Raw genomic sequence first — 11,595 nt, 5'->3', positions numbered from 1 at the left:
TTTCCATGACTGATCCTCCGATCCGCCATGCCCACCCACAACGACAACCCGACGTTGACGCGGTCCAATATCACAGGATGCTGCGATTGCTCCGAGGTCCTCTCAGAGCCCGGAATGTCGACTTTTGTGCTTGCTTTGAACTGACAGAAAGTCATCCACAGCTGACCTCCGGAAATGTGACTGCAACTATCTATTAGAAGCGTCGACAAGTTTCCGGCGGTTCAGATCGTGACAGTTGCGCATATTCCCGTTGGGCTTTGGCCGCCGTCGCCGAAAATCCGTCCAAGGATTGTACCGTACGTCGCAATGTCTGGCCGGTGGAACGATCACTGATCTGGATTTCCACGTCATGGTATCTCCGGGCCGCATTGAATAGCTTGGTATGATCTTCGGCATTTAAGGGATAAGGCATAAAGAAATATGCTTTTCCGTTCTGAGACTTGGGTTCGAGAACGGTCTCAAATTTCACGGGCTTTTCTCCATCAAACACGAAACTGATGGTGACGTCGTTTCCCACCCCGGCAGCTTCGGCTTCTGCCGGGGTCAGGGACGGGTAGGAAAAAAGCCCGCTTACAATCTGGTTTGGCGCATCACGGCTTGTGGAAGATTGGCGAAACCACAAGGACAAAGAATTCTTGGGTGGGTTGGCCACATTCACAAACCAGCCTGTGTTCTTGGCGATCCGTAAAAGATGCCCGCTCGGCTCTTTGATTTCTGTACATTTGGGTTTGCTTTGCGCAACCGCCAGAGTAGGCGCGACACTGGTCAGTACGCCTACAACACAAGCTAACGTCAGCGACCCTGCGATCTTGTTCCTGAATTGTGGTCGAGCTTTGTGGCGTGTCCGTTGTGACATCCCGGACAAAATTATTTTCAATGTAGTCATTTTGTGACCTGTAAATGTTTACATGAGGCAGCGATGCAATCTATGCGGGTTAGACGTAGTCGTAGTGCGAATTTCAAGGTTTTGTTTTCATGAGGTATTTTTGGCCATATGCAATCGCAAGCGTTTTCTTACTATCCAGTGGTATTGTTGCTGATACGCCAGAGTTCCGTGATCTGGAGAAACAGGCCGATCAATGGGTCTTGGAAGCGGTAAATGACCTGCCGGATGCGCCTGCCGATATCATCGCTGCCCTTGTAGATCAGGGCAGTCCCGAAGCGATGTTGGAAATCTACGGTCAAAACTGGTCTGCCGTGACGGAGCAAGTGGATGATGCTTTGTCCATCCTGACTTACGTAGAGATCAACGAACTCGGTGATCCCGTCGCAGATTTTGATCTCAGCAGCCTCGATCCCAGGGCTGTGGCTGCGTTTAGTCAGCAAGAGGGCACACTCCTGACTTTGCGGCTCTTTGAACCCGAGACACTGGCCAACCTTGGGTATTCAATGGTTCTCGGCACAAGCGTCGCTCATGAGGATATGGCAAGCAATTCTGTTCTTGGCGGCGTTCTTTCTGAAAGCACATTTCGAACCGAATGGAACGGTCAACCTGCCGTTGGTTTGACCCAAGGATTATGGACCGTGACAACAAGCTACACGCGCAGTCAGCATGGTCTCTTGGTTCCGCAACGCGTGTCATTGTTTAACCGAAAGGTCGAAAATTGAGGGTTTGCCACAAGGCTGCCGACCCAACTCAGTAAAATTTCATCAAGGAGAAATATCGTGAATTCCTTCAGTTGGAGAACATTCCTGCTGTCATTTAGAGGGCGCGCGCCACGGTCGGATTACTGGCTGCGATTGGTTTTGCCATTCTTTGGTTTCATCCTGTTGATAGGAGTTCTGGCGAACGCCATGCCCGATGCCGAACCGATCTTGAAAACCATATTCGCCGTGGTTTTGGTAGCTATGGTCTGGCCATCGCTCGCCGTCGCCGTGAAGCGTTTGCATGATCGGGACAAGTCGGCGTGGTGGCTTTTGTTGCTAATGATCCCGGTCATTGGGTCCATTTGGTGGTTCGTGGATGGTGGATGCTTGCGCGGTACGAAGGGTCCGAACCGCTACGGCAATGATCCCTTGAAATCATACTAACAGCGGAGAACCAATATGGGCATGCATCGCAACCGACTGACTGCCGTTGTTCTGGGATCGATATTGGCTGGCTCTGTCGCCTTGCCATCTCTGGGGGATACATCCTTGCAGGATGGTATTTTGGCACTCGAGGCAGGCAACTATTCTGAAGCCCATGAGATGCTATTGCCTTTTGGGCAAGCCGGTAACGTGGACGCTCAATACAACCTCGGCGTCATGTATGAAGAAGGCTTGGGTGTTGAACAAGATTTCTCGGAAGCGTTCCGGTGGATGAACTTGGCCGCGACACAGGGTGATCCTGATGCACAGGTTCGTCTCGGCCTGTTGTTCGAAAACGGATTGGGTACTGAAGCAGACATGGTAGAGGCTGCGAAATGGTATCGGCTCTCCGCTGAACAAGGGAATCTTCACGGTCAAAGCAATTTGGCCGACTATTACTTGTCTCAAGAGAACTACGCTGAAGCCGCCATATGGTTGCGAAGGGCTGGCGAGCAGAACCACCCTTACGCAAGCTATCTATTAGGGCTGATGTACTTGAGGGGAATAACCTTAGAAAAGAACGTTGAAAGCGCTCAGTTTTGGATTGAGAAGGCGGCCCAACTGGGCCAACCGGACGCGATTGCGCTTCTGCAACCACACCCCGAAACCTTTTCGGAGCAGGCAACAAACGCCCTGAACCGAATGCGCGAAAGGCCCGAAGGGTTTGTGATCATCGAACAAAGGCCAGCTGGTAAATTTGTACAGTTTGCGACGTCCGCCAACCGGAATATTCTCATGAATGTTCCGTATCAGGCGCTCAGCGATGCAGAAAACGAAAGGGCTGCCAAGTTCTTCGCAGATCGAGATTTCGATGCTTCGTATGAGGCACTGGTGTATGGTCCGGCCACCAGCAAGCAAGTCGGAGTTCAAAGATCATACGAAGTAATTCTGGATGAAGATGGCGGTGCGGCGGCAAAACTGGCCGAGGATTTCTTTGCAGAAGTGTATCTGTTTTCAGATGGCTTTTCCTTCTACATTGAAGAGCAGTGACCAGCGTTAGAGGATTGTCGACAGCAGTCTGAATGAAAAACCGGATATTGATGTGAACGCAGCGGAAGTTCACTTCGTCCGCATCGTGACCCCCGACAACTTCCTTAACATGCACTCGCGGCGAATGCCCGGAATATGGGCTGCGACCGCAGAATCTTGGCCTGTTGTCCAACGGCAGGATTGGGCCGTCCTTGAATGTCCATTCCATCAGAACCATTCGAGGGAACCGGTTTCTTGAACCTTCCCATCTGAATCCCTGGGGCTTTGGTTCAGAAATCGGATTTTTGACGCAGAATAGACGCTGATTTGCTGGCGGGTGGACGATCCGCTGACAGCAGGCGTCGATGCTGTCTCCCATCAACTGAAAAAATTTGCAGGAGATTGGAGCAATGAAACACGTAAACACAGTAATTATCGGTGGTGGGACAGCGGGCCTGTCCATGGGACGATGCCTGGCCGAACACAGCGTCGATCATGTCATTCTAGAGCGGGGACAGATTGCTGAACGATGGAGGAGTGAACGTTGGGACTCCTTGCGTATGTTGACGCCGAACTGGCAAAGCCGCCTGCCGCATTGGCAATACACTGGGACTGACCCGGATGGATTCATGACAATGTCCGAGTTCATTGACCACCTTGAAGCATATGCTGAGTCCTATGATGCACCGGTCGAAACCGGCACCACGGTGACAGACGTCCAAAATCGATCGGATGGTCGGTTTGTAGTGACCACGAACAGAGGTATCTGGGTGGCGTCTAACCTCGTGGTAGCCACTGGATTCTGCGATTTGCCACGTGTTCCGGAATTTGCTTCGGGCGTGCCGCAGGATATCACTCAAATTGTCCCCACCGAATATCGCAATCCAGCGCAAATCTCCGAAGGAGGCGTCCTGATCGTTGGGGCGTCTGCGACCGGCCTGCAAATTGGCGAAGAGCTTTTGAATGCAGGGCATGAAGTCACTCTGGCCGTTGGCACACATATCCGCGTGCCCCGTCGTTACCGCGGCCGGGACATCCTTTACTGGATGGACACAATCGGTGCCTTTGCCGCCGAGGCCAGCCCGGCTGACGAGCGTGGCACGCCCCCACCTCAGTTGGTAGGTTCGTTGGACAATCACGATCTGGATATTGGTGTTCTGCAAGGCGCTGGGGGCCGTCTGGTTGGTCACGCGACAGGTATCAGCGGCCGGGCTATGCAATTTGCACCGGACCTTGGCGAAACAATTGGAAAAGCAGATAATCAGATGTTCCAGTTACTTGAAAAAATTGACGGCTTCATTGCCGCCAATGAAATCCAGGCACCTATGGAGAAACCAGGTGCTGTTCGTCCAATCGACATCCCTGCAGCGCCACAATCCTTAAATCTCGATGCCGAGAATATCCGCACCATCGTATGGGCGACAGGTTATGTGCGCCGATATCCGTGGCTTCGAATGCCTGTGCTGGATTCGCATGGCGAGATCTTGCACAAGAACGGTATCACTCCGATAGACGGGCTTTATGTTCTGGGGATGCGGTTCCAAAGGACCAAAGGGTCGAACATCGTGGATGGTGTCGGTCGGGACGCTGAATACCTGAGTGAGCATCTGCTGCGGCGCGAAACCGTTCAGGCGGCGTAGGTCGAGACAACTAAGGCAAAGCAACCCGAAGCGTGTCGAGGATCAAGGACCGATCCTCGACACGTTCGTAGGGAAGGGTGTCCGTAAAGGTCAGGACATCGAAATCAGGTGAAGTTCGGTGAAGGGCATCCAAAGCTCTTTGTCGAGTATCTTGATCCGCAACATTCGTGCTGGCGACAATGGTGTAAACCAGATCGTCGATACGCGGACGAGCGATCTGTTGAAGAACGTCGAGAGCGTCGGCATAGAGACCCTGGTGAATCAGTGCGCGGGCAAGATGGCTCCAATACCGCTGGGGATGGTAAGGGTTCAGTTTCAAGGACTGCCGGACCCATTTCTCACCTTCTTCAGCCTCACCGGCAAAGGTTAGCAATTCACCCATCGCACAGATTGACCGGTCGTCATTAGGGTTCAGAAACAGTGCCCGTCGCTGATGCCAGAGCGCGCGTTGTAAATTGCCACGGGACAGGCTCACTTGAGCCAGAACCCGGTGGCATTCGCTTTCATCCTCGTCGAGCTCAAGCCCCCGTTCAGCAGCAGCTTCTGCAAGATCAACGAGTTCGGGCACATCACCCAAGTTGTGAACCATGGCCTGACCGTATCCGCAGGCCAGCCAGGCATGGGCAATCGCGTAATTCGGATCACGCTTTATTGCCAGATCAAAACATTCAATGCAGGCCTGACAATCTTTGGCGGTGAACAAATGGTGGTGATATTTTCCGCGCAAAAGGATGTCATAAGCATCCAGTCTTTCGACAGGCACCGATCGCACCTGTTTCAGGCGCGCAGTTTCAACGCGGCCAACCAGCGTGACCACCAAAGTTGAAACAATTTCATTCTGCAGGTCGAACACATCTTTCAGCTGTCTATCATATGTTTCGGCCCAAACGGTAAGACCCCGCTCGCAATCCAAAAGCTGGACAGTAATCCGCGCGATCGTATCGGATCGGCGAACGCTGCCGCGCACAAGATAATGCGCGCCCAACGCGGCAGCCATCTCGGCTTCGGGGACATCCTTGCCACGATAGGCAAAGGACGAGCCGCGCGAAATTACCTGTAGATCGTGGAACCGGGAAAGTGCGGTTGTCAGGTCCTCGGTGATGCCGTCAGCAAAATACAGGTCTTCTTCCCCAGACAGGTTATCGAAAGGCAGTACTGCAACTACAGGGGCCGACGATTTGTCCAGGCCAAGGTGCAATTCAACGACCTGGTCTTGCCCTGCATTCAACAGCCCATCCCTGATTTGCTGAAGCAGTGCTTTTGTTTCCGCTTCGGGCTCGACGCCGAGTTCCCGGTGGAAGGCATCTTCGCACAACTGGTATTGTCTCAAAGCGTCCGTTCGGCGATTGGTCCGTGCCAACAGCGACATGAGTCCTCGGTGAGCGGACTCACACAGAGCATCCATCTGGAGCCGCTTCCGATAGGCATCTTCAGCTGCTTCCAAACTCCCTTGCCGCACAAGAAGATCAGCCAATTGACCAATGGCAGAGCAGGCGTAGGTACGGATTTGCATACGTGTATCGCGCAGCCAGTCTTCAAACGCAGGTGACCGCACCTGGATATTTTCCAGAAGGTCTCCCTCGTAGAGCTTCAAGCAGGCTGCCAGCTTAAATTGATCATTGCTGTTCGCCCCCGATAGAAATTCCGCGATGTCAGAAGCGCAGTCTTGCCAGTCGAGCGCAACCAGATCCCCGTCAGTAACTATTACAGGCCCGCAAGACTGCCGAATACTTGACAGAGCTTGTCGCAAATTGTGGCGCGCGCGCTCATCGCCCAGATTGCCCCAAAGGAGATCCGCCAAGTGGTCACGGTTCTGAGGAGTGTTCCGCTCTATTGCAAGATAGGCCAGTAGCGCCTGGGCCTTTTTGGAGGTCGGCGTCAGGATACGATTTTGGGAAGATACCTCAAAATTACCCAGAACTTTCAGATGCATCCGATCGACCATGATCGAAGTATATGTGAAATTCTCTTTGAAGGAATGGGCTTTCTATGCGTGTCGCGCCTCGTTCTGCATAAGAGCAAGATCCGCAAAAGGTCAGAGGCAGCTTGGTGCCGAGGCGCCTATTTCGAACGCGTTAGATCCATTATACTGGTTCGGGTACACTGGCTAGCGCCATGTCCCGACCCCTGGAGGAATGAATGATTGAGCTGAAACCACCGCTGCGACTGGCCACGGAGTCGGATGCATCTCAGCTCGCTGATCTCGTGAATTATGCGGGAGAGGGCCTGCCTTATTACATCTGGACGGGTCTTGCGGAAGACGGTCAAGACCCTTGGAAGATCGGCCGCGCACGACAGGCCGAAAAGGCGTGTGACGGTCAGATTGTCGTGGTGGATCTCGGAAGTGGAGCGGTTGCGAGCTTGACCGGCTACAAGATCGGTGCGGTACCGATAGAGATTGGCGAGGATTTCCCAGCTCTGTTTCGGCCATTGCAGGAATTGGAGAACCAAGCGCTCGAAAGCTGGTATGTGAATGTTCTGGCTTGCTATCCCGAACACCGCGGTCAGGGCTATGGATCACGCTTGCTGGATCTGGCGGACGAAATCGCTCGGGCCGAGGGCTTAACCAGGATGAGCGTCATCGTGGCCGAAGATAACAGCGGGGCGCGGCGTCTGTATGAACGAAAGGGATACAAAGAGGTCGCTCAAGCCCCGTGTCTGAAAGAAGATTGGGAAACAGATACCGAGCGCTGGGTGCTTCTGATGAAATCGCTTTCGTGATCACGATCCTTTTTGGGCCGCGCTGACGGCCTTCCCAGACACCGTGTATGTGCAACCGCAGTGAAAGGCAGCTTTGAAGGGCTGCACCGCGGCGTTAAGGTTCCACGTCGAGCGTCCGGTGTTGGCCGTTGTCACACATCCCGACAAACTGACTTATCGGCAGCTTTGTCCGCATTTCGCGAGTTCAGGAAGCCTTTGATTTTGCGCTCGCAGCGAACGGCAGGTTCGACGGGCTGCGCCGCAGCATGGAGACTATGGGGTGAATGTCCGGAAAGGGCCTGATTCACACATTCAAACCTGCTGCTCGCAAACCCTGTTGATATCGTTCGTGGTCTTCCGATCGCGCAAAGGGATGCGTGTGTTCTGCCAATATTAGCGATGCGCCTGGGTCAAGACGCATTAGCTCAAAAACGGCTCGCCTGGCCTCATCTAACTTGCCGCAAATGGCATTGTTGACAGCAAGATCAAGATAAGAGCTACTACGGTTTGGCTGGATGCGGATTGATGCTTCGGCCCACTCGATAGCTTCTTCGTGCCGGCCTGCTATGAAACAACATAGTGAGCGAATGGAGTACCACAAAGCTATTAAAGGATCGCGCGGGCTGAGCCGGATCGCGGCCTTGATGTTGGTGAGGGCTTCTTTACCGTCGCCCATATAAACCTGAGATCTGGCAAGCAAAGCGTAGGCATGGGGATCGTTGGGGTTGAGGGCAATGGCATCCTGCAACTTCCTCACAGCGTCCTGATGATGACCAGAAAACAGATCCGCCGCACCAAGTAGAGCCATGGCATACGCGTCGCGGCTGTTCATCGAAACAGCACGTTGCGCCAGGCTAACTGCCTCGATCTTCGAAGCGTCAGGATCATCACTCCAGCCGTTCACGCACTGCATCAGATGAGTGAATGACAAGTCCGCCTGCCCGAATGAGCTTTGCGGATCCAGTTCGACAGCTTTCAGCAATAGATTCTGGGCTTCGGCCGCGTCGGCTTTTGTGAATTGTGAGATATGCCAATGGGCGCGCGCGGTCAGTTCCCAGGCGTCCATCCGCGGCACCACCTTGCGCCGTGCGCGTTGCATCTCTGCAGACAGGTATTCAGGTGCGACAGCGCCCACAATTTTTTGCGTGATCTCGTCCTGCAGATCGAAGATGTCTTCAATCACGCCGTCAAATCGCTCGGTCCAGACGTAGTGGTTTGCAAGGGCGTCAATCAGTTGCGCCGAGACACGAACCCTGTTGCCGACCCTTCGAACGCTGCCGTCCAGAACGTATTGCACTCCCAGATCCCGGGCGATTTGCTCCGTCCCGACCGCGCGGCCTTTGTAGAGAAAACTTGTGTTTCGAGAAATTACGAAAAACCAGTGAAACTTGGACAGCGCTGAAATGACATCTTCGGCCATACCTTCGGCAAAAAAGGTCTGATCCTCATCATCGGACAAATTGTCGAAGGCCAAAACCGCAATCGAAGGTCGTTCCGACATCTCAAAAAGGAACTTCTGCATGGCCGAAGCTGACAATCCCCAACCATAAGCGACCAAAGGCTCTGCGATGTTTTTGAGCCTCTGAGAACCAAGGCAGATAAAGTGATCTGAAAGCTTGGCATCAAGGCTGCGCCGCGCTGTTTCGGAAATCACGAGCGATCCAGGCTCAGCAAGATTCTGAAGACGTGCGGCCACGTTGATGCCGCCGCCATAAACATCTTCGTCGGCAAAGCATACATCGCCGCTGTGCAATCCTATCCTCAACCTGAACTGAGGATTTTTGGTCAGTTCATTTTGGATGGCCATCGCGCACTCGATACCACTGACCACGCTGGGAAATTCAACCAACCAGCCGTCTCCCATGCTTTTAATCACCCTGCCATCATGCTCACCAACTGTTGGAATAAGAACATCGCTGCGAAAACGGCGCAGCGCAGTCAATGTAGCAACTTCATCCTCCCCCATGAGTTTGGAATAGTTTGCCACATCCGCAGCAAGAATAGCGGCCAGCCTTCGCTCAGAGACGTTTGACATGAATGAAGCATAGCTGACGGCAGGCGTAGAAGAAACTTCGGTGGTGTTGACAGTTGAGCACAAAAAACACTTGAGCGTATTGTTTAGCTCAGGCTGCATCATTGGCGGTTCGGCGAATGCCCAGTCGGTCTGCGGGTCATCCTCGCGGCGCGAGATCGGGATGAACTTGGGTCTCTTGCATGTCAGGGCGTGGCCGCGCATTGGAGGGATTTAGCAGACGCCCAATCCGGCTTTAGCAAGCCCGTCGTGGAGGTGCTCAAGATCATCCGGATCGTCGTAATGCATCGTCTCAAGGAATGCCTGCAAGTCGAAGGCAGGATCCAATTCTCGAATCTTCGCGACATGCTCCTTTGCTGTTTCAGCCTCCCCCAGGTGGGCGTGAGCCGCCGCAAGGAACCCATGTAGGACGATGTCGGGTGATGACATCTGCTTGAAGGCATCTATTGCCTCGCCGTACCGCCGAGCGGTGAAATAGGCGCGTCCGAGATGGCTCCAGAACCTCGGGGGATGGTGTGGGTTCAACCGCATGGCGCGCTTGATCCAGTCAATGCCTTCCTCCGCGCGTCCGAGCCAAGTCAGGACTTCACCCATTTGCACGACCACAAGATCATAGTTCGGATTGAGAGCAACTGCGCGTTCCTGGTGGCGCAGCGCCTTTGCCATGTCTCCTGTGAGAATGTTCAAACCGGCCAGTAACCGATGAACGTCAGCATCATTGTCGTCAAGGCCGGCGGCGCGTTTCACGGATTGGGCAGCGATAGAAATCGTTTCGTCTTTGTCCTCGCACCATCCGTAACCCCAGGCCTGACCAAGAATGCAGCCCTTCCAAGCATGCGCATGGGCATAGGTCGGCTCAAGCTCAACAGCGCGGGAAATGAGATCTTGTGCCTTGGCGTTGGCCGCGCTCTCGCTTCTATGATGCAGGACTTTGGCTGCTAGAACGCATTCGTAGGCGGCCAGACTGGATGGTTTTTTTTGCCTGAGTTGCTCGTGCTCTGCTTGTTCAATTCGGCCGGGCAGCGTCGACACGATCGAAGCTGTGATCTCGTCTTGAATCTCGAAAATGTCGTCCAATATCCGATCGTAGCGGTCTGCCCAGATATGCGCATCTCTCACCGTGTCGATCAACTGGACTGACACACGAACACGGTTGCCGGCTTTACGGACGCTACCTTCGACTACATAGCGGGCACCAAGCTTTGTCGCCACCTCGGGTACATTCACGGCTTGGCCTTTGTAGACGAAAGTCGAGTTTCGCGAAATTATGAAAAGCTCATGGTATCGACTTAGCGCCGTCAGAATATCCTCAGTCAGACCATCGGCGAAAAACTCCTGCTCTGGATCTGTGGATAGATTGGCAAAAGGAAGAACGGCGATCGATGGTTTCCGGCCGGACTGAGTGGCCAGTTCGGATTTAGCAAGGTCGGCGGCACTGGAAAGCTCCACACGATAGGCCCGCACGGGGCGCGAGATGTTTTTGAGCTGCTGTTCGCCGATGTCCTCGTACCCGACTTCGATGTTGGACTTCAGATGGTCGTATGCTGTCCCGGAGACTATCACTCCACCGGGCGGAGCCAAGGCCTCAAGGCGGGCGGCAATGTTCACACCGTCACCGTAGACATCGCCATCTTCCAAAATCACATCGCCAAGATTGACCGCAACACGGTAGCGTATCTTGTGGTCTTCGGGGACGTCGGCCTCTCGGGCTTCCATTTCCTGCTGAATCGAAACCGCGCATTGCACGGCCTCGACGACGCTCGGAAACTCTGCAATCATGCCGTCGCCTGTTAGCTTGACGATGCGGCCGTGATGCGCGTCAATCTTTACGTCGATCAACTCAACGCGATGGCATTTTTGACGACTGAGCGTGCCTTCTTCGTCGGCTTCCATGAGCCGACTATAGCCCACCATGTCAGCGGCAAATATCGCCGACAAACGTCGCTCCATTTAGTCCTCCGGTACATGGAAAAGTAGCAGGTCGACATCTGTCTGCATATCAGTTTCCGTTACGCAGTACTGTCACAACTGGTGCACCAATATCATACGGCCGTTCTCGAAGATGTCTGTATTGGGCTCTCTGCGGACCTCGGAGGCAGCGCGGCAATCCTCTGATATGGTGCCTCGTCAACGTCGGGTTGTCGCTTTGGGAGGGCATGGCGGATCGGAGGATCAGTCATGGAA

9 protein-coding genes are annotated in these 11,595 nt (G+C 53.8%); 5 read left to right on the top strand and 4 right to left on the bottom strand.

All coding sequences use genetic code 11. The annotated features are described in order from the left end of the window. Window positions 1-193: 193 nt before the first annotated feature. Window positions 194-886: a hypothetical protein gene (locus ABLN94_RS24210; protein ID WP_352997228.1), complete on the bottom strand. Its 693-nt coding sequence runs from the start codon at window positions 884-886 to the stop codon at window positions 194-196. An 89-nt stretch (window positions 887-975) separates the two neighbouring features. Between ABLN94_RS24210 and ABLN94_RS24205 the strand changes: the two genes are divergently transcribed. The 4 genes from ABLN94_RS24205 (at window position 976) to ABLN94_RS24190 (ending at window position 4,679) form a co-directional block, all read left to right on the top strand. Further along, entirely contained in the window at window positions 976-1,608 is a 633-nt protein-coding gene (locus tag ABLN94_RS24205; protein ID WP_352997226.1) for a hypothetical protein, read from the top strand. 57 nt (window positions 1,609-1,665) lie between these two features. After that, the gene (locus tag ABLN94_RS24200) at window positions 1,666-2,031 is read left to right on the top strand and encodes a DUF805 domain-containing protein (protein WP_352997224.1); all 366 of its coding nucleotides are present in this window, start codon (window positions 1,666-1,668) and stop codon (window positions 2,029-2,031) included. A 15-nt stretch (window positions 2,032-2,046) separates the two neighbouring features. Then, entirely contained in the window at window positions 2,047-3,060 is a 1,014-nt protein-coding gene (locus ABLN94_RS24195; RefSeq protein WP_352997222.1) for a tetratricopeptide repeat protein, read from the top strand. Window positions 3,061-3,449: 389 nt separating this feature from the next. Continuing rightward, window positions 3,450-4,679 (top strand): NAD(P)-binding domain-containing protein, encoded by a 1,230-nt coding sequence (locus tag ABLN94_RS24190; RefSeq protein WP_352997220.1) that lies wholly within the window; start codon window positions 3,450-3,452, stop codon window positions 4,677-4,679. Between the two features lie 10 nt (window positions 4,680-4,689). Here ABLN94_RS24190 and ABLN94_RS24185 read toward each other — a convergent pair whose 3' ends face one another. Beyond that, window positions 4,690-6,612, bottom strand: coding sequence for a BTAD domain-containing putative transcriptional regulator (locus tag ABLN94_RS24185; protein ID WP_352997218.1), 1,923 nt, complete (start codon window positions 6,610-6,612; stop codon window positions 4,690-4,692). Window positions 6,613-6,818: 206 nt separating this feature from the next. Here ABLN94_RS24185 and ABLN94_RS24180 point away from each other — a divergent pair, with 206 nt between their 5' ends. After that, window positions 6,819-7,400 carry a GNAT family N-acetyltransferase gene (locus ABLN94_RS24180; RefSeq protein ID WP_352997216.1) on the top strand — a complete coding sequence of 194 codons (582 nt, stop codon included), beginning with the start codon at window positions 6,819-6,821 and terminating at the stop codon, window positions 7,398-7,400. A gap of 283 nt (window positions 7,401-7,683) precedes the next feature. Here ABLN94_RS24180 and ABLN94_RS24175 read toward each other — a convergent pair whose 3' ends face one another. Next, window positions 7,684-9,615: an adenylate/guanylate cyclase domain-containing protein gene (locus ABLN94_RS24175; protein ID WP_352997214.1), complete on the bottom strand. Its 1,932-nt coding sequence runs from the start codon at window positions 9,613-9,615 to the stop codon at window positions 7,684-7,686. 9 nt (window positions 9,616-9,624) lie between these two features. Next, window positions 9,625-11,361, bottom strand: coding sequence for an adenylate/guanylate cyclase domain-containing protein (locus tag ABLN94_RS24170; RefSeq protein ID WP_352997212.1), 1,737 nt, complete (start codon window positions 11,359-11,361; stop codon window positions 9,625-9,627). Window positions 11,362-11,595 lie beyond the last annotated feature (234 nt).

Source organism: Ruegeria sp. SCP11, from assembly GCF_040329455.1.
GTDB lineage: Bacteria > Pseudomonadota > Alphaproteobacteria > Rhodobacterales > Rhodobacteraceae > Ruegeria > Ruegeria atlantica_E.
The sequence above is the reverse complement of the archived record's forward strand: the minus strand, read 5'-3'. Positions and strand labels throughout refer to the sequence as shown.

Bases quoted from the DNA above. Each gene is read 5' to 3' on its own strand.
- ABLN94_RS24210 (WP_352997228.1), bottom strand. From the start codon at position 886: ATGACTACATTGAAAATAATTTTGTCCGGGATGTCACAACGGACACGC.
- ABLN94_RS24205 (WP_352997226.1), top strand. From the start codon at position 976: ATGAGGTATTTTTGGCCATATGCAATCGCAAGCGTTTTCTTACTATCC.
- ABLN94_RS24195 (WP_352997222.1), top strand. From the start codon at position 2,047: ATGGGCATGCATCGCAACCGACTGACTGCCGTTGTTCTGGGATCGATA.
- ABLN94_RS24190 (WP_352997220.1), top strand. From the start codon at position 3,450: ATGAAACACGTAAACACAGTAATTATCGGTGGTGGGACAGCGGGCCTG.
- ABLN94_RS24185 (WP_352997218.1), bottom strand. From the start codon at position 6,612: ATGCATCTGAAAGTTCTGGGTAATTTTGAGGTATCTTCCCAAAATCGT.
- ABLN94_RS24180 (WP_352997216.1), top strand. From the start codon at position 6,819: ATGATTGAGCTGAAACCACCGCTGCGACTGGCCACGGAGTCGGATGCA.
- ABLN94_RS24175 (WP_352997214.1), bottom strand. From the start codon at position 9,615: ATGCGCGGCCACGCCCTGACATGCAAGAGACCCAAGTTCATCCCGATC.
- ABLN94_RS24170 (WP_352997212.1), bottom strand. From the start codon at position 11,361: ATGGAGCGACGTTTGTCGGCGATATTTGCCGCTGACATGGTGGGCTAT.